The sequence below is a fragment of the Pseudomonas sp. GW456-E7 genome (assembly GCF_059424105.1).
In genome coordinates this window covers 26367-45261 of record NZ_JBWKZB010000040.1, presented here as the reverse complement: position 1 = coordinate 45261, position 18895 = coordinate 26367, and the positions used below count along the sequence as shown (strand labels likewise).

Sequence of the window (18895 nt, the reverse complement as noted above, 5' to 3'; positions counted from 1 at the left end):
ACTGCCCGGGAAATATTCCGTACAGCGCCTCCATTTATCCTTTTCCGATTGCGCCACGCGGTGTGGAACTGGTATCTGTATGCATAACCAGTACCTCTCGCCATGGCCCATTTTCCAGTGACCGCAAATCCTCTCGACGATCCGTTCTACTACTTGAACAACTTCATGCAAGTGCTTGATTGGCTTGAGCAGCGCTTTGCCGATGTACTGAGCGTCGACGAGCTGCGTTTCATTAATGAGTTTAAGCGGTTACCCCGTGAATCGCAGGCACTGCTGGTCAGAATGGTCATGCGCAAGGGCATTCATTTCAGGGCCGGCAAACTGCATTACGACGAAATCGGCGATATCCTCAGCGCCGCCGCTCCGCTGTTGACACTCGGTTGGGTCGACGAGCATATGCCGCTGGCGGTCGAGGAACTGTTCGAACTGCTGCTCAAGGGTGAAATCCTCCAGTCCTTCGGTTCCGTCATCGATCAACCCAAAGGCCGGAAAACCGATTGGCTGCCAACGCTGAGCGAGCAATTTCCCCAGGCGCAAAGCTTCAACGACTGGTGCCCGTGGCTGGATGAGCGCCTGCTCAGCCTGACCATCATGGAGTTGTGCGATCGCCTGCGCCTGATGTTCTTCGGCAACCTGTACCAGGACTGGTCGGAGTTCGTGCTGGCCGACCTGGGTATCTACACCTACGAAAAAGTCGAGTTCAGCGCCGAGTCCCGCGGCTTGCGCAGCCGCGACGACGTGGATGCCTGTGTCCTCCTGCACGCGTACCAGCAACAGTTCGAAGCCGGTGAAGCGCTGGAGGAGGTGGCGGGGCGCATCAAGGGCCTGGCGCTGGACAATCCCTGGTTGCAACGTCGGCGCGGAAAACTGTTGTTCCAGATGGGCCAGTATTGCGAACGCATCGCGGATTTCGCCATGGCCCTGGATCTCTACCGCGAATGCGCTTATCCGGGGGCGCGTGCGCGGCTCATTCGCGTGCTGGAGCGCAGCGGGGAGTTCGAGTTGGCGCTGGAACTGGCCGAGCAGGCCGAACAAGCACCGGAGAGTGCCGCCGAACACCAGCAGTTGCTCCGCGTGCTGCCGCGCCTGCGGCGCAAACTCGGCGGGCCGCCCATCAAGCGGACGGCGCCTCGGGAAATGCAGCGTCTGGACCTGCAACTACCAAGAGTCGATCCGGCAGTGTCGGTCGAGTTTTACGTTCAGGCGCATCTGGCTGAGGATTCGGCACCGATCCACTACGTCGAAAACAGCCTGATCAACTCACTGTTTGGCCTGCTGTGTTGGCCCGCGATTTTCGCGCCTTTGCCGGGGGCATTCTTCCACCCGTTCCAGCGCGGGCCGGTGGATTTGCTCAGCGAAGACTTCCAGGCCCGCCGGGCCGAACTGTTCCAGGCCTGCCTGGCCGAACTCGAAGACGGGCGCTATCGGCAGACCATTCGCCAACGTTATGCCGCCAAGTGGGGTGTGCAGTCGCCGTTCGTGTTCTGGAGCGTGCTCAGCGAAGAGTTGCTGGAGCAAGCCCTCGATTGCCTACCCGCCGAGCATCTCAGGCACTGGTTCAACCGCCTCTTGCTGGACATCAAGGCCAATCGCGCCGGCATGCCGGACCTGATCCAGTTCTGGCCGGAGCAAAAGACCTACCGCATGATCGAAGTCAAGGGCCCGGGCGATCGCCTGCAGGACAACCAGTTGCGCTGGCTGGAGTTCTGCCATGAACACCAGATGCCCATTGCCGTGTGCTACGTGCAATGGGCGGAGCAGGACGCTTGAGCTACAGCATTGCGGTGCGGGCGCTGTGCGAGTTCACCGCCAAGGTCGGCGACCTCGACCTGCGCTTCACGCCGTCGCCCACTGCGCTGGAGGGCATTGTCGGGCACCGCACGGTGGCCTCGCGGCGCAGCGAGGGTTACCAAAGCGAAGTCGCCCTTGAGGGCCAGTTTCAGACCTTGACGGTCAAGGGCAGGGCGGATGGCTATGATCCAGGGCAAAACTGCCTGGAGGAGGTCAAGACCTACCGCGGTGACTTGAGTAAACAACCGACCAACCACCGGCAGTTGCATTGGGCCCAGGCGAAAATCTACGGCTGGTTGATGTGCCGCCAACTGGATCTGCCCCGGATCAACCTGGCGCTGGTGTATTTCGACATCGTCAGCGAAAAGGAAACCTGCCTGGTCGAACCCTTCGAGGCCCTGCAGCTGCAACAGTTCTTCGACCAGCATTGCGCGCGCTTCCTGCAATGGGCGCAACAGGAAGTCGTCCACCGTGACGGGCGCAATCTCGCGGCGCAGCGCCTGGCCTTTCCCCATGCCGACTTTCGGCCGGGGCAGCGCCATCTGGCCGAGTCGGTGTTCAAGGCCGTCAGCACAGGGCGCTGCCTGATGGCGCAGGCACCCACGGGAATCGGCAAGACCCTGGGCACCCTGTTTCCCATGCTCAAGGCGCTGGCACCGCAGCAGCTGGACAAAGTGTTCTTCCTGACGGCGAAAACCCCGGGACGCAAGCTGGCCCTGGACGCCGCGCAAGTGTTGCTGGACAGTGCCGATGCGCCACCGTTGCGGGTGCTGGAGATGATTGCCCGGGACAAGGCCTGCGAACATCCGGACAAAGCCTGCCACGGCGAGTCCTGCCCACTGGCCCGGGGTTTCTACGATCGCCTGCCGGCCGCGCGACAGGCGGCCAGTCAACTGAGCCTGCTGGACCAGGGCGCCCTGCGCGAGGTTGCCCTGGCACACGATGTCTGTCCCTATTACCTGAGCCAGGAAATGGCGCGATGGGCCGACGTGGTGGTTGCCGACTACAACTATTACTTCGATTTCAGCGCCTTGCTGTTCGGTCTGGCCCAGGCCAATCACTGGAAGGTCGCGGTACTGGTGGACGAAGCGCACAACCTGGTGGAGCGCGGTCGGCAGATGTACAGCGCCAGCCTCGATCAGGCGACCTTCAACGCTGTGCGCAAAACCGCACCCGACGCGCTGAAAAAGCCGATGCAGCGAGTCAACCGCGAGTGGAATGCCCTGCATGACGCGCAAACCGGCGCCTATCAAGCCTATGACAAGGCGCCGGAAAAGCTGCTTCAGGCACTGTCATCGTGCAGCGCCAGCATCGGTGACTACCTGAACGATCACCCACAAGGGCTGGACAGCGCACTGCAAGGCTTCTACTTCGACATGCTGCAGTTTTGCCGGGTGGCCGAACTGTTCGATGAGCAGTTCCTGTTCGACATCAGCAAGCGCGACCTCGAACGCAAGCGCAATCTCTCGCAGCTGTGCCTGCGCAATGTGGTACCCGCAGGGTTCATCGGCCCGCGCCTGACTGCCGCGCGCAGCACCGTGCTGTTTTCCGCGACACTCAGCCCCCGGCACTATTACGCCGATTTACTGGGAACGCCGGCGGACACGGTGTGCATCGACGTCGAGTCGCCGTTTCATGCCGATCAACTGCAAGTGCACATCGTCAACCAGATCTCCACGCGGTTCGTGCATCGCCAGTCCTCACTCGAACCGATCGTGGACCTGATCGCCAGGCAGTTCTGCAAGCGCCCCGGTAATTACCTGGCGTTTTTCAGCAGTTTCGATTATTTGCAGCAGGTGGCGCAGCTACTCGCCGAGAAACATCCGCACATCAGCCTGTGGTCGCAGTCCCGGGGCATGGGCGAAGTGCAACGCCAGCAGTTTCTCGACCAGTTCCACGCCGACGGCCAGGGGGTCGGCTTTGCGGTGCTGGGCGGGGCTTTTGGTGAAGGCATCGACTTGCCCGGTGCCCGGTTGATCGGCGCATTTATCGCCACGTTGGGGCTGGCCCAGCTCAATCCGGTGAACGAGCAACTGAAACGACGGATGGCCGCCATCTTTGGCGCCGGTTACGACTACACCTATCTGTTTCCCGGTGTACAGAAAGTGGTGCAGGCCGCCGGACGGGTCATCCGTACGCAACAGGATCAAGGGGTAGTGATGTTGATCGACGACCGTTTTGGCGAGAGCAGGGTCAAACAATTGTTGCCGCGTTGGTGGGCTTTCCAAATTCCCGGCATGACGCATACTCCAGAGAAATAATGAAGCGGTGGGATCCATGAGCGAAGATCGAACCAAGGTCAGTGCCATCGAAGACGGTCGTTTTCGGCTATTGATCGATGCGGTGATCGACTATGCGATCTACATGATTGATCCAGACGGCATCATTACCAGCTGGAATGCCGGCGCCAGGCGTTTCAAGGGGTATGAAGAGGCCGAGATCCTCGGTGAGCATTTCTCGCGCTTCTACACCGATGAGGATCGCCGTGCCGGCTTGCCCCAGCGGACACTGGACACGGCGCTGGGTGAAGGGCGTTTCGAGGGAGAAGGCTGGCAGGTGCGCAAGGACGGCAGCCATTTCTGGTCCCATGTGGTCATCGATCCGATCTTCGACCCGTCGGGCACCTTGCTGGGTTTCGCCAAGATCACCCGCGACCTGACCGATCGAAGAGTGGCCGAGGAAATCCTCAAGCAAAGCGAGCAGCAGTTCCGCCTGCTGGTGCAGAGCGTTACCGACTATGCGATCTACATGCTTTCGCCGGACGGACGCGTGAGCAACTGGAACCTTGGCGCCCAGCGCATCAAGGGCTACTTGCCGGAAGAAGTCATTGGCCAGCATTTTTCGATCTTCTATACCCCGGAGGATCGCGAGGCCCGCGAGCCACAAAGGACGCTGGACATCGCCAGGCGTGAAGGGCGCTTTGAAAACAAGGGCTGGCGGATGCGCAAGGACGGTACGCGGTTTCTCGCACACGTCATCGTCGATCCGATCTGGGGTGACACCGGTACCTTGCTCGGTTTTGCCAAGATTACCCGTGATATCACTGACGTCACGCATGCGCAGCAGGTGCTGGAGCAAACCCGGGAGGCCTTGTTCCAGGCGCAGAAAATGCAGGCCATCGGCCAGCTCAGTGGCGGCATCGCCCATGATTTCAATAACCTGCTGACGGTGATCCTCGGCAATCTGGAAATCGTGCGCAAACGGGTGACGGACAACCCTAAAATAACCCGCTTGATCGACAACGCAACCCAGGGTGCCTTGCGCGGCGTTTCCCTGACCCAGCGCATGCTGGCGTTTGCCCGACGCCAGGAACTCAAGTCGGAACCTGTGCGGATACCGGCCTTGGTGGAAGGCATTTCCGGGCTGTTGCGCAGTTCCCTGGGGCCTTCGGTGAAAATCGAAACGCACTTTCCTGACGATCTCCAACCGGTGCTGGCGGACCTCAATCAGCTGGAACTGGCCGTACTGAACCTGGCCACCAACGCCCGTGACGCCATGCCCAACGGCGGGACCATCAGCTTCAGCGCCAGAAACCGTGAAGTGACCGACAGCGCCACCTCATCCCTGGCCCCGGGAAGTTACGTCTGCCTGAGCATTGCCGATACCGGCGAGGGCATGGATGAAACCACGCTGGTCTCGGCGATGGACCCGTTTTTCACCACCAAGGGCGTCGGTAAAGGCACGGGCCTGGGGTTGTCGATGGTTCACGGTTTTATTGAACAACTGGGCGGACGGTTCATCCTCAAAAGCCAGAAGGACCATGGCACCACCGCCGAACTCTGGTTGCCGGTCGCCACCGGGGATTCCCCCGTCAAACCGGTCGCCGCAGCGCCGGCCGTGACGGGACCAGGCCTGCGCGTGCTGGTGGTGGACGATGACAGCCTGGTGTTGACCAGCACCTGCCTGCTGCTCGAGGACCTCGGGCATCGGGTCATCAGTGCGCCTTGCGGTGCCAGGGCGCTGGAGCTGTTCAACAGTGAGCCGCAGATCGATCTGGTCATCACCGACATGGCCATGCCACAGATGAGTGGGGCACAACTGGCCAATGCCATCAGGAGCATGCGACCGGACGTGCCGATCATCCTCGCCACCGGTTATGCCGAGCGGCTGGAAGGCTTTGCTGCGCATCTGCCGCGTTTGTCGAAACCTTTTACCCAACTCAACCTGGTGGAAATCATTGCCTTGGCGATGAAGTGACGCGGCGGTTGTGCTGTTCATAGCGGGCCAGCATCGGCTGGGTGCTGATGCCGTGGACCAGAATGCTCAGGGCCACCACCGAAAGCGTCAGGTCGGCACACAAAGTGGCCACCGAAGGCGACAGGTCGTGGTTCAAGGCGTAGAACAGGTAGTAGAAACTGCCGATGCCGCGAATGCCGAACCAGCCGATCAACCAGCGTTGCGGGCCGTTGAGCAGCGAACCCCAGGGCATCAGCCAGACCGCCAGCGGACGAATCAACCCGAACAGCACCAGGGCGAGCACCAGAGCCCGCCAGTCCCAGTGTGCAACCAGCACGACCCCGAGCAAGGTGACCAGAAACACTTCCATGGCCCGCTCCACCAGGCTGCCGAACGACAGCATGTCGCCCATCATGATCCCGGCAGCGACTTGCGTGTCTTCCAGGTGGTCCACGTTGCCGGCCACGGCCGCTTCCGGTTCGACATGCTGATGACCGACCACCGCCTGGACCAGATGCTCGGCCGGTGCGTGGGTGTCACCGCTTGTCTTGACCTCGGCCTGGCGCAAGCCCAGGCCGGCGGCAAACACCGAGAGAAACCCGTAGCCCTGGATGGTTTCGGCCACGACATAGGCCAGTGCGATCAGGGCCAGGGCCAGGTAATCATTGGGTGAGAAGGTGCTGTCGGCATTCTTGATGCGCATGAACAAGGTCAGGCGGCCAATGCCGCGCCCCATCCAGTAACCGGTCAGCAGTCCGGCGGGCACGGCCCATAGCAGGCGCTTGAGTGCCCAGCCGTCGAGCCAGGCACCTGTATTGTCACTGTGTTGCAGAAACAACAAGCCGAGGATGACGAAGGGGAATGCAATGCCATCGTTGAAACCGGCCTCACCGGTAAGCCCGAACCTGACCGGGTCGTAATCCCTGGCATCGCTGACCTGTACCAGAGAGGCCAGGACCGGATCGGTGGGCGCCAGAATCGCCCCGATCAACAGCGACGGCCCCCACGGGAACCCAAACCCGAAATGCAGCAACAGGCTTACACCGGCAATGGTCAGGATCATCACCGGTCCCGCCAGGGCAAATGCCACCCGCCATCGGCGATCGCCCAGGGGCAAGCGCAACTTCAACCCGCAGACAAACAGCGAAAAAAGTACCGCTACTTCCGATAGATGCTCCATCCAGGAGGCGGCATCCTTGACATCCAGCCTGAGCAAACCCAGGCCCACCGGACCGATGGCGACGCCCAGCACCAGACACACCGCCGACGTGGTGACCGGCATCCAGCGCAGGTACGACGAGGTCAGTGCCAGCGTCAGCAACACAGCCCCCAACACCGCCACCCAGGTAATGAAGCTCATGGTCCGGTTCCCGAAACAACCTTGTAGGAGCGAGCTTGCTCGCGATGGACGTAAACGATAACGCGTTCTGTCTGAATAAACGCGTTGCGCTGGCGTTCATCGCGAGCAAGCTCGCTCCCACAGGGATCCCGGTTGTTGTCGAGGGCTGGATCAGGCCTTGAGATGGCGCAAGCTGCGCTCCATCCGCGCGATGCAGATGACTTGTGGGAGCGAGCTTGCTCGCGATGGACGTCAACGATAACGCGTTCTGTCTGAATAAACGCGTTGCGCTGGCGTTCATCGCGAGCGAGCTCGCTCCCACAGGGATCCCGGTTGTTGTCGAGGGGCGGATCAGGCCTTGAGATGACGCAAACTGCGCTCCATCCGCGCGATGCAGATTACTTGTGGGAGCGAGCTTGCTCGCGATGGACGTAAACGATGACGCGTTCTGTCTGAATAAACGCGTTGCGCTGGCGTTCATCGCGAGCAAGCTCGCTCCTACAGGGATCCGGGTGGTTGTCGAGGGGCTGGATCAGGCCTTGAGATGGCGCAAACTGCGCTCCATTCGCGCGATGCCTTCTTCGAGCAGCGAGCGCGGGCAGCCGAAATTCAGGCGCACGAACTGCTTGCAGTCATCGCCGAAGTCCAGGCCGGCGCTCAAGCCGACCCTGGCCTGTTCGAGGAAGAACTGCTGCGGGTCGTCCAGCCCCAGTGCCGTGCAGTCGAGCCACGCCAGGTAAGTGCTTTGCGGCAGGTTCATGGTGATGCCCGGCAGGCGGGTGCGTATTGCTTCGGCGAGAAAATCGCGGTTGCCTTGCAGGTAGACCTTCAGTTCGGCCAGCCAGGGCGCTGCCTCGCTGTAGGCGACGCGGGTGGCTTCCATGCCCAGCGGATTGACGCTGTCGACCATGCCGCAACGGGCGTGATTGACCTTTTCGCGCAGCTGGCGGTCCTGGATGATCATGAACGAGGTCTTCAGGCCGGCGATGTTGTAGGCCTTGCTCGCCGACATCAGCGTGATGGTGCGCTGGGCGACTTGCGGGCTCAGCGTGGCCATCGGAATGTGCTGGCGGCCGTCGAAGCACAACTCGGCGTGGATCTCGTCGGAAATGATCCAGGCATCATGCTCAAGGCAAATGTCGGCAATGGCTTGCAGCTCTGCGCGGGGGAAAGCCTTGCCCAGCGGGTTGTGCGGGTTGCTCAGCAGCAGTGCGCCACCGCCTTGCAACGACTGGCTCAGGGTATCCAGCGGCGTGCTGTAGGTGCCATCGGCTTGCGCATCGAAATTCAGTTCGACCTTGTTCAGGCCCCAATGTCCGGGGGCGTGGCGCAGCGGCGGGTAGTTCGGCACCTGCACAACGACGTTCTGCTGCGGCTGTACCAGGGCCTTCAACGCCATGTTGAAGCCCGACTCGACACCCGGCAGGAAAATCAACTCCTGGGGCTCGACACGCCAGGCGTATTTGTTCCAGAGGTCGGCAACGATAGCCGCGCGCAGATCATCCTGGGCCACGCTGTAACCGACCATCGGGTGTTCCAGTCGTTTTTGCAGGGCCTGGATGATCACCGGCGGCGCGGCGAAATCCATGTCGGCGACCCACATCGGCAACACGTCCGCCGGGTAGCGGCTCCACTTGGTACTGCCGGTGTGGTGGCGGTCGAACACCTGATCAAAATCGAAAGTCATGCGCAAATCTCGTAAAGGCCGGTTAATCATGCCGGCCATGATAAGCGCCAATCCCCGCAGGAGCGAGCCTGCTTCTGTAGGAGCTGCCGGAGGCTGCGATCTTTTGACTTTGTTTTTTAAGATCAAGATCAAAAGATCGCAGCCTTCGGCAGCTCCTACAGGGTCAGGGGGCACGGTGACGGGCGGCGGATGGCCGTTGCCCGACGGTCGGTTCTCATGGCGAATTCGACAGCCCTGTCTAAAATTCAACTGTCGGCAGCCAGACTGCCGCGACCGTGGTTGTTCGAAAAAGCCCGGCCATGTACCGGGTTCCACCTGATCAGGAGTGCACGATGGATCTCAGCCGTCGTCAGTTCTTCAAGGTCGCCGGTATCGGCCTTGCAGGCTCTAGCCTGGGTGCGTTGGGCATGGCCCCGACGCTTGCCTTTGCCGAACAGGTGCGTCACTTCAAGCTCGCCCACACCCATGAAACCCGCAACACCTGCCCGTATTGCTCGGTCGGTTGCGGCTTGATCATGTACAGCCAGGGCGATGCGGCGAAGAATGTCGCGCAAAACATCATCCACATCGAAGGTGACGCCGACCACCCGGTCAACCGCGGCACCCTGTGCCCCAAAGGTGCGGGCCTGCTGGATTTCATTCACAGTCCCGGCCGCCTGCAATACCCGCAGGTGCGCAAGCCCGGCAGCACCGAATGGACTCGCATCTCCTGGGATGAAGCCCTCGATCGCGTCGCCAACCTGATGAAGGCCGACCGCGACGCCAACTTCATCGAGAAGAACGAGCAGGGGCAAACGGTGAACCGCTGGCTCACCACCGGTTTCCTCGCGGCATCGGCGGCGTCCAATGAAGCGGGCTACATCACCCACAAAGTGGTGCGCAGCCTGGGCATGCTGGCGTTCGATAACCAGGCGCGTGTCTGACACGGCCCGACGGTGGCAAGTCTTGCCCCGACGTACGGCCGTGGTGCCATGACCAATACCTGGACCGATATCGCCAACGCGAATCTGGTTCTGGTGATGGGCGGCAACGCAGCAGAAGCGCACCCGTGCGGCTTCAAATGGGTGACCGAAGCCAAGGCGCACAACAAGGCGCGGCTGATCGTGGTCGACCCGCGTTTTACCCGTACCGCCTCGGTGGCCGACTATTACGCGCCGATCCGTACCGGCACCGACATCGCCTTCATGGGCGGGCTGATCAACTACCTGCTGACCGAGGACAAGATCCAGCACGAGTACGTGCGCAACTACACCGACGTGTCGTTCATCGTCAAAGCCGGTTATGGCTTCGAGGACGGGATTTTCAGCGGCTACGACGCGGCCAAGCGTCTCTACACCGACAAATCCGGTTGGGGCTATGAGCTGGGTGAAGACGGTTTTGCCAAGGTCGACCCGACCCTGCAGGACCCGCGCTGCGTCTATCAGTTGATGAAGCAGCATTACAGCCGTTACACCAAGGAACTGGCGAGCCAGATCTGCGGCATGCCGGTCGATGCCATGCAGAAAATCTGGGAGGAAATCGCTACTTGCTCGCAACCGGGCAAGACCATGACCATCCTCTATGCGTTGGGCTGGACCCAGCACTCGATTGGCGCGCAGATGATTCGCAGCGCGGCGATGGTGCAACTGTTGCTGGGCAACGTTGGCATGCCGGGCGGCGGCGTGAACGCCTTGCGCGGGCACTCCAATATCCAGGGGCTGACCGACCTGGGGCTGTTGTCCAACTCGCTGCCGGGTTACCTCACGCTACCTGGCGATGCCGAACAGGATTACAACGCCTACATCGTCAAGCGCACGCAGAAGCCGTTGCGGCCTGGGCAACTGTCCTACTGGCAGAACTACAGCAAGTTCCACGTCAGCCTGATGAAGTCCTGGTACGGCGCCAATGCCACAGTCGAGAACAATTGGGCTTACGAGTACTTGCCGAAACTGGACATCCCCCAGTACGACATCCTCAAGGTGTTCGACCTGATGGGGCAAGGCAAGGTAAACGGCTACATGTGCCAGGGCTTCAACCCTATCGCCGCGCTGCCCGATAAAAACCGCGTGATGGCGGCTCTGGCCAAGTTGAAATGGCTGGTGGTGATGGACCCACTGGCCACTGAGACTTCCGAGTTCTGGCAAAAGGTCGGGCCGTACAACGACGTGAACAGCGCCGACATCCAGACCGAAGTGATCCGCCTGCCCACCACCTGTTTTGCCGAGGAGGACGGTTCGCTGGTCAACAGCAGCCGCTGGCTGCAATGGCACTGGAAAGGCGCCGACGGCCCTGGCGAAGCGCGCACCGACGTGCGGATCATGAGCGAATTGTTCCTGCGTCTGCGCCAGCGTTATCAGGCCGATGGCGGCAAGTATCCCGACCCGCTGCTCAAGTTGACGTGGCCGTACAAGATCCCCGACGAACCTTCGCCAGAGGAACTGGCCAAGGAAATCAACGGCTCGGCGACGACCGACTTCACCGACGCCACCGGTGCGGCGATCAAGGCCAATACGCAACTGGCCGGTTTCGGCCAGCTCAAGGATGACGGCAGTACGGCGTCCGGTTGCTGGATTTTCTGTGGCAGCTGGACCGAACAGGGCAACCAGATGGCCCGCCGCGACAACAACGATCCGTATGGCATGCACCAGCATCAGGGCTGGGCCTGGGCCTGGCCGGCCAACCGGCGGATTCTCTACAACCGCGCCTCGGCGGACCCGCAAGGCAAGCCATGGGATCCGAAAAAACGCCTGGTGTGGTGGAACGGCAAAGCCTGGGCCGGCACCGATGTGCCGGACTACAAGGCCGACGTGCCGCCGGAAGCGGGGATGAATCCGTTCATCATGAACCCCGAAGGCGTGGCGCGATTCTTCGCCGTCGACAAGATGAACGAGGGGCCATTCCCCGAGCACTACGAGCCGTTCGAGACCCCGATCGGCATCAATCCACTGCACCCGCAAAACAAGAAAGCCACCAGCAACCCGGCAGCGCGGATCTTCGATTCGGTGTGGGACTCCCTCGGCGTGGCCAAGGATTACCCGTATGCCGCCACCAGTTACCGGCTGACCGAGCATTTCCACTTCTGGAGCAAGCATTGCAAGCTCAACGCGATTACCCAACCGGAGCAGTTCGTCGAGATCGGTGAAGTGCTGGCCAAGGAAAAAGGCATAGTCGCAGGCGACAGGGTGCGGGTCAGCAGCAAGCGTGGCTTCATCGAAGCGGTGGCGGTGGTGACCAAGCGGATTCGTCCGTTGCAGGTCAACAACCAGGTGGTGCACCAGATCGGCATTCCGCTGCACTGGGGCTTTACCGGGCTCACGCGACACGGTTACCTGACCAACACCCTGGTGCCGTTCCTCGGCGATGGCAACACACAGACCCCGGAATCCAAGTCATTCCTGGTCAACGTGGAGAAAGTCTAAATGGCCAGCCAAGACATCATTGCCCGCTCGGCCACCACCACACCCGCGCCCTCTGTGCGCGGCATGGAAGAAGTCGCCAAGCTGATCGATACCACCAAATGCATTGGCTGCAAGGCCTGCCAGGTTGCCTGCTCGGAATGGAACGAGCTGCGCGATGAGGTCGGCCATAACCACGGCACCTACGACAACCCGCAGGACCTCAGCGCCGAAACCTGGACGCTGATGCGCTTCACCGAGCACGAGACCGACGCCGGCAACCTGGAGTGGCTGATCCGCAAGGACGGCTGCATGCACTGCGCCGAACCCGGTTGCCTGGCGGCATGCCCCAGCCCCGGGGCGATCATCAAGCACGCCAACGGCATCGTCGATTTCGATCAGGACCACTGCATCGGCTGTGGTTACTGCATCACCGGGTGTCCGTTCAACATTCCACGGATCTCGCAAAAGGATCACAAGGCCTACAAGTGCACGCTGTGCTCGGATCGGGTGGCAGTCGGGTTGGAACCGGCCTGCGTGAAAACCTGCCCGACCGGTGCCATCGTGTTCGGCTCCAAAGACGACATGAAGGAGCACGCCGCCGAACGTATCGTCGATCTGAAAAGCCGCGGCTTTGAAAACGCCGGCCTGTACGACCCCGAAGGCGTCGGCGGCACCCACGTGATGTACGTGTTGCACCATGCCGATACGCCAAGACTGTACGCCGGCTTGCCCGATCATCCGGCGATCAGCCCGCTGGTGGGGCTGTGGAAAGGCATCAGCAAACCCCTGGCGCTGCTGGCCATGGGCGCGGCGGTGCTGGCCGGGTTCTTTCACTACGTGCGCGTCGGACCGCAAATCGTCGAAGAGGATGAACATCCCGAGCCGCCGGACAACGCCGTGCACGAAGTCGATCCGTCGGTGCATACCTTCGATCCCCGTGGGGAGGGCAGGCCATGAGCGACAAAACGATCCTGCGCTACACCAGCAACCAGCGCACCAATCACTGGCTGGTGGCGATTCTGTTCCTCATGGCGGGGCTGTCCGGGCTGGCGTTGTTCCACCCGGCGCTGTTCTGGCTGAGCAACCTGTTCGGCGGCGGGCCATGGACACGCATCCTGCACCCGTTCATGGGCGTGCTGATGTTCCTGTTGTTCCTTGGCCTGGTGTTTCGCTTCTGGCGCGCCAACTACTTCATCGCCAACGACCGCCTGTGGCTCAGGCGCATCGACCGGGTGATGAAAAACGAAGAGGAGGGCGTCCCGCCCATCGGCAAATACAACCCCGGGCAGAAGCTGCTGTTCTGGACTTTACTGCTGTGCATGCTGGTGCTGTTGTTCAGCGGGCTGGTGATCTGGCGTGCCTACTTCAGCGAGTATTTCGGCATCACCGCGATACGCTGGGCGATGTTGCTGCATGCGCTGGCCGGTTTCGTGCTGATCCTGAGCATCATCGTGCACATCTACGCCGGCATCTGGATCAAGGGCTCGGTCAGCGCCATGGTGCACGGCCGGGTCAGCCGCGGCTGGGCCAGGAAACACCACGAACTCTGGTATCGCCAAGTGACTCAAGATGAGACGCGCGACGAAGCGCCTACGCGACCGATCACCAAAAAGGGCTGACATTTGCCAACCATCCTCGAACCTGGAGAAATCGAAGCGGCGGCCAGTTCGCCGCCGTTTCTGTACCTGCCACCGCCTGACCTGTTCGGCCTGCGCGCCCAGCGTCTGGAAACCCTGGCCGAAGGGCACCCGCTGGCCGATTACCTGCACCTGATTGCCGGGTTGTGCCGAGTGCAGCAACAGGTGCTGGACGACCCGCCGCTTGGCGAGCCTCTGGACCGGCAACGCATCGAATTGTGCCAGCAGCATGGCTTGCCGCCCTTTGCGGCCGACAGCCTGGCGCGCGAAGACGACTGGCAGCTTTATCTCGATGCCTTGTTGCAGCGCTATGGCGCACCGCCACAATCTGCCGTGGCCGATGCCGTGGACACCTTGCGCCTGGCCGCTGCCGGGCAACGCCGCGCCTGGGCAGTGGCACTGGTCAGCGGCCAGTATTCGCTGGTACCGGCGGCGCTGGTGCCGTTTCTCGGTGCGGCGCTGCAAACGGCCTGGAGCCACTGGCTGTTGAGTACGCCGAACCTGGCACTGACCCCCGGCGACAGCCTCAGCCAGTGCCCGGCCTGCGGCTCGCCGGCCATGGCCGGGGTCATCCGCCATCGCGGCAAGCACAACGGCTTGCGTTATCTGGTCTGTTCGCTGTGTGCCTGCGAGTGGCACGTGGTGCGGGTCAAGTGCGTGTATTGCGAGCAGAGCAAGGGCCTGGAATACCTCAGCCTTGAAGATGATCGCCATGCTGCCAACCAGGCGCCGTTGCGCGCCGAAGTCTGCCCCGGTTGCAACAGCTATCTGAAGTTGCTCTACCTGGAAAACGATGCGGATGCCGAAGCGTTATCGGCAGACCTGTCCAGCCTGATGCTCGACATGCGCCTGGCCCAGGACGGTTATCAGCGCCTGGCGCCGAATCTGCTGCTGGCGCCGGGAGACGAATAAACGCAGCGTCTACACTCTGGCGCGAGGGTCATTCGTTTCCAGGAGTGCCAGATGTCTGCACGCGGTGCCAGCCAATCCCTGCGTCTACCTTCCATCGACAGTCTGTTGCGTCACCCGGCGTGCCGGCCGTTGGCCGAGCGCCATGGACGCGACGCCTTGCTGAGTGCCTTGCGGCTGTTGTTGGATGAGTTGCGCGAAGGGGTACGGCAGGGATTGCTCGAACCTGTAGAAGTCAGCGCCGAAGTGCTGGCAGGCAGGGTCGGCGAGCGATTGGCGATCCAGCATCGCAGCCATGTGCGGCGGGTGTTCAACCTCACCGGCACGGTGCTGCATACCAACCTCGGGCGGGCGTTGTTGCCCGAAGAAGCGATCGAGGCGGTGCAAATGGCCGCGCGTTATCCGCTCAATCTGGAATTTGACCTGCGCAGTGGCAAGCGCGGCGATCGCGACGACCTGATCGAAGGCTTGATCCGCGAGCTGACCGGCGCCGAAGCGGTGACCGTGGTCAACAACAATGCCGCAGCGGTCCTGCTGACCCTCAACAGCCTGGGGGCGCGCAAGGAAGGGATCATTTCCCGGGGCGAACTGATTGAAATCGGCGGCGCCTTCCGCATTCCCGACATCATGGCCCGCGCCGGGGTGAAGCTGGTCGAGGTCGGCACTACCAACCGCACCCATGCCCGCGACTACGAGGCCGCCATCGGCCCGCGCAGCGGTTTGATCATGCGGGTGCACGCGAGCAACTACAGCATTCAAGGCTTCACCACGAGCGTGCCGACCGCCGAACTGGCGCAACTGGCCCACCGGCACGGCTTGCCACTGCTCGAAGACCTCGGCAGCGGCAGCCTGCTGGACTTGACCCGCTGGGGGCTGCCCGCCGAACCGACGGTGCGTCAGGCGCTGCTGGATGGCGCGGACATCGTGACCTTCAGTGGCGACAAACTGCTCGGCGGCCCACAAGCCGGGCTGATTGTCGGTCGCAAGGACCTGATCGCCAGGATCAAGAAAAACCCCCTCAAGCGTGCGCTGCGGGTCGACAAAATGACCCTGGCGGCCCTGGAAGCAGTGCTGGGTCTATACCGAAATCCGGACCGACTGGCCGAGCGTTTGCCGAGCCTGCGCCTGTTGACCCGGCCACAGGCCGATATCCTCGCCCAGGCTGAGCGCTTGCAGCCGGCGCTGGCCCGCGTGCTGGGTGACGGCTGGAGCGTCAGCGCCATGCCGTCACTGGGCATGATCGGCAGCGGCAGCCAACCGGTGGCGCGGCTGGCCAGCGCGGCGCTGTGTATTCGCCCACTCACGTCGAAGCGTTTGCGCGGGCGATCCTTGCTGAATCTGGAGGAGGCCTTTCGCGCCTTGCCGATTGCGGTGCTCGGGCGCATTGACGATGACGCCCTGTGGCTGGACCTGCGGCAACTGGACGACGAGCCGGCCTGGTTGACGCAGCTCGATCAATTGCACATGGAGGGCCGGGCAGGGTGATTGTCGGCACCGCAGGACACATCGACCATGGCAAGACGGCGCTGCTCCAGGCGCTGACGGGGCAGGCGGGCGACCGGCGCCGGGAGGAGCGTGAGCGCGGCATGACCATCGACCTCGGCTACCTGTATGCCGCGCTGGAGCCGCAGGCGCCACTGACCGGTTTCATCGACGTTCCCGGCCATGAGCGCTTCACCCACAACATGCTGGCCGGGGCGCAGGGCATCGATCTGGTGTTGCTGGTGGTGGCCGCCGATGACGGGGTGATGCCGCAGACCCGCGAGCACCTGGCGATCGTCGAGTTGCTCGGCATCCCGCGGGCGCTGGTGGCGATCAGTAAGTGCGATCGGGTCGACAGCGCCAGGGTGCAGGACGTGCGTGAGCAGATCCGTACCTTGCTGGCGCCCGGACCCTTTGCCGATGCGCCGCTGATTGCACTGTCGAGCGTGAGCGGCGAGGGCGTCGAATCCTTGCGCAAGGCGTTGCTCGATGCCCAGGGTGAAGTGTCGCAACGCAATACAGAAGGTGGTTTTCGCCTGGCGATCGATCGGGCCTTCAGCGTAGCCGGGGCCGGTATCGTGGTGACCGGTACGGCGCTGTCCGGCCAGGTCGCTGTGGGCGATACCTTGCTGTGGGGGCCACAAGGCAAACCGGTGCGCATTCGCGGCCTGCACGCGCAAAACCAGGTCGCCGAACACGCCTGTGCCGGCCAGCGCGTGGCGTTGAACCTGAGTGCCGAACGACTGACCCTGGAGCATATCCATCGCGGTCACTGGTTGCTGGCCGACGGCTTGTACGCACCCACCCAGCGGCTGGACATCGACATGCAGTTGCTTGCCGGCGAATCCCGGGCCTTCGACCACTTTCAACCGGTGCACGTGCATCTCGGCACCCAGGACGTCACCGGCAGAGTCGCCTTGCTCGAAGGCGCCAGCCTGGCGCCCGGTGGGCGGATGTTTGCACAACTGCTGCTCAATGCGCCGGTGCACGCGGTGAAAGGCGATCGGCTGATCCTGCGCGACCAGAGTGCCCAACGTACCTTGGGTGGCGGTCGGGTACTCGATCCGTTTGCACCGACCCGGCAACGCCGCAGCCCCGAACGCTTGGCGCAGCTGGTGGCACTGGCGAGCAGCACCAGGCTGGAGGATGTTTTGCCGGCATTGCTGGCCCACAGCGACACCGGGATCGATCCGCAGCGCCTGGAGCGGCAGTTCAACCGACCGCGCAGCCGTTGGGTGTTGCCCGCTGACGTACGCTTGATCGACACCCGCCAGGGCGCGTTGCTGTTCAGTGCCAGCCGTTGGCAGGCCTTGAAGGCCGCCGTGCTGGAACACCTCGCACGCTTTCATCAACTCGAACCGGACCAGATGGGGCCGGACCGCGATCGCTTGCGCCGATTTGCCGGCAGCACTCAAGAACGCGGGACATTCATCAGCCTGCTCGACGAGTTGCTGGCCAGCGGCGACATCGCCAGCAGTGGCCCGTGGTTGCATCTGCCCGGGCATCAGGTGCGCTTGAGCGAAGAGGACGAAGCCCTGTGGCTGCAATTGCAGCCGCTGTTCGAACAGGCCGCATTCGACCCGCCGTGGGTGCGCGACCTGGGACATGAGGAAGCGGCCGTGCGCGGATTGCTGCGCAAAATGGCGCGCCTGGGCCTGATGCATCAAGTGGTGCGCGACCTGTTTTATACCGACAGCATGATTCGTCGATTGGCGGCTATGCTGTTGCAACTGGCGGACGCCAACCCGGTGATCCAGGTGGCGGCGTTTCGTGATGCGGTGGGCCTGGGGCGCAAGCGCAGTATCCAGATACTGGAGTACTTCGACCGCATCGGCCTGACCCGGCGTTTTGGCGATCGTCGCCAGGTTCGCCCGGACAATGCGCTGGCCCAGCGCAATGAGCCCTGATTCAGGGGCAGGAATTCAAGGAAGGCAATCGCGCCCGGTGGCGCGGCCGGGCTTCAAACCCGGTTGGGGACGGCATCCGTTCCCGGGCAGGTTCGACTCCGGCTGCCTTCCGCCAAACAACCTGTAGGAGCGAGCTTGCTCGCGATGGTCGTTAACGATAACGCTTGTTTACTGGCTAAACGCGGCGCTCTCGAGATCATCGCGAGCAAGCTCGCTCCTACAGGCGCGGTCTTCTGTGGGAGCTGGCTTGCCAGCGATGGTCGCTAACGATAACGCTTGTTTTCTGGGTAAACACGGCGCTCTTGAGATCATCGCGAGCAGGCTCGCTCCTACAGACGTGGTCTGCTGTGGGAGCTGGCTTGCCAGCGATGGTCGTTAACGATAACGCTTGTTTGCTGGGTAAATGCGTCGCTCTCGAGATCATCGCGAGCAAGCTCGCTCCTACAGACGCGGTCTTCTGTGGGAGCTGGCTTGCCAGCGATGGTCGTTAACGATAACGCTTGTTTTCTGGGTAAACGCGGCGCTCTCGAGATCATCGCGAGCAAGCTCGCTCCTACAGGCGCGGTCTTCTGTGGGAGCTGGCTTGCCAG

The 18895-nt window shown here is 62.2% G+C and carries 11 protein-coding genes and 1 tRNA gene; 10 read left to right on the top strand and 2 right to left on the bottom strand.

The window, feature by feature from the left end; translation table 11 throughout:
• The first annotated feature begins 102 nt into the window (after positions 1–102).
• Genes AC07YV_RS22615 through AC07YV_RS22605 form a run of 3 tightly spaced genes read left to right on the top strand, consistent with a single transcriptional unit; the run spans position 103 to position 5988 of the window.
• Positions 103–1770: a VRR-NUC domain-containing protein gene (locus tag AC07YV_RS22615; protein ID WP_102701373.1), complete on the top strand. Its 1668-nt coding sequence runs from the start codon at positions 103–105 to the stop codon at positions 1768–1770.
• Positions 1767–4052: an ATP-dependent DNA helicase gene (locus AC07YV_RS22610; RefSeq protein WP_102701374.1), complete on the top strand. Its 2286-nt coding sequence runs from the start codon at positions 1767–1769 to the stop codon at positions 4050–4052. The genes AC07YV_RS22615 and AC07YV_RS22610 overlap by 4 nt, the downstream gene beginning before the upstream one ends.
• A 16-nt stretch (positions 4053–4068) precedes the next feature.
• A complete protein-coding gene (locus tag AC07YV_RS22605) occupies positions 4069–5988 on the top strand; it encodes a hybrid sensor histidine kinase/response regulator (protein ID WP_102701375.1) in 1920 nt (639 codons plus the stop codon).
• Here the strand turns inward: AC07YV_RS22605 and AC07YV_RS22600 are convergent.
• On the bottom strand, positions 5966–7327 hold the full coding sequence (locus tag AC07YV_RS22600) for a cation:proton antiporter (protein ID WP_102701376.1): 1362 nt from the start codon (positions 7325–7327) through the stop codon (positions 5966–5968). The two genes, AC07YV_RS22605 and AC07YV_RS22600, sit on opposite strands and share 23 nt — an antisense overlap.
• Positions 7328–7838: 511 nt before the next feature.
• Positions 7839–8993 (bottom strand): MalY/PatB family protein, encoded by a 1155-nt coding sequence (locus AC07YV_RS22595; protein WP_102701377.1) that lies wholly within the window; start codon positions 8991–8993, stop codon positions 7839–7841.
• 332 nt (positions 8994–9325) lie between these two features.
• On the opposite strand from AC07YV_RS22595, the gene fdnG reads away from it, so the two are divergent.
• The 7 genes from fdnG to AC07YV_RS22560 all read left to right on the top strand — a co-directional run bounded on the left by fdnG (position 9326) and on the right by AC07YV_RS22560 (position 18420).
• On the top strand, positions 9326–12391 hold the full coding sequence (fdnG, locus tag AC07YV_RS22590; RefSeq protein WP_146025394.1) for a formate dehydrogenase-N subunit alpha: 3066 nt from the start codon (positions 9326–9328) through the stop codon (positions 12389–12391).
• A complete protein-coding gene (gene fdxH / locus AC07YV_RS22585; RefSeq protein ID WP_102701380.1) occupies positions 12392–13327 on the top strand; it encodes a formate dehydrogenase subunit beta in 936 nt (311 codons plus the stop codon).
• Positions 13324–13989, top strand: coding sequence for a formate dehydrogenase subunit gamma (locus tag AC07YV_RS22580; RefSeq protein ID WP_102701381.1), 666 nt, complete (start codon positions 13324–13326; stop codon positions 13987–13989). Before fdxH ends, AC07YV_RS22580 begins: the two co-directional genes overlap by 4 nt.
• 3 nt (positions 13990–13992) lie before the next feature.
• Positions 13993–14919, top strand: a complete 927-nt coding sequence (gene fdhE, locus AC07YV_RS22575) for a formate dehydrogenase accessory protein FdhE (RefSeq protein WP_102701382.1) — start codon at positions 13993–13995, stop codon at positions 14917–14919.
• Between the two features lie 51 nt (positions 14920–14970).
• Positions 14971–16401 carry an L-seryl-tRNA(Sec) selenium transferase gene (selA, locus tag AC07YV_RS22570; RefSeq protein ID WP_102701383.1) on the top strand — a complete coding sequence of 477 codons (1431 nt, stop codon included), beginning with the start codon at positions 14971–14973 and terminating at the stop codon, positions 16399–16401.
• Positions 16398–18305 (top strand): selenocysteine-specific translation elongation factor, encoded by a 1908-nt coding sequence (gene selB, locus AC07YV_RS22565; protein WP_102701384.1) that lies wholly within the window; start codon positions 16398–16400, stop codon positions 18303–18305. Before selA ends, selB begins: the two co-directional genes overlap by 4 nt.
• A 19-nt stretch (positions 18306–18324) precedes the next feature.
• Positions 18325–18420 (top strand) — tRNA-Sec (locus tag AC07YV_RS22560).
• The last annotated feature ends 475 nt before the right edge of the window (positions 18421–18895 follow it).

Bases quoted from the DNA above. Each gene is read 5' to 3' on its own strand.
- AC07YV_RS22615 (WP_102701373.1), top strand. From the start codon at position 103: ATGGCCCATTTTCCAGTGACCGCAAATCCTCTCGACGATCCGTTCTAC.
- AC07YV_RS22605 (WP_102701375.1), top strand. From the start codon at position 4,069: ATGAGCGAAGATCGAACCAAGGTCAGTGCCATCGAAGACGGTCGTTTT.
- AC07YV_RS22600 (WP_102701376.1), bottom strand. From the start codon at position 7,327: ATGAGCTTCATTACCTGGGTGGCGGTGTTGGGGGCTGTGTTGCTGACG.
- AC07YV_RS22595 (WP_102701377.1), bottom strand. From the start codon at position 8,993: ATGACTTTCGATTTTGATCAGGTGTTCGACCGCCACCACACCGGCAGT.
- fdxH (WP_102701380.1), top strand. From the start codon at position 12,392: ATGGCCAGCCAAGACATCATTGCCCGCTCGGCCACCACCACACCCGCG.
- AC07YV_RS22580 (WP_102701381.1), top strand. From the start codon at position 13,324: ATGAGCGACAAAACGATCCTGCGCTACACCAGCAACCAGCGCACCAAT.
- selA (WP_102701383.1), top strand. From the start codon at position 14,971: ATGTCTGCACGCGGTGCCAGCCAATCCCTGCGTCTACCTTCCATCGAC.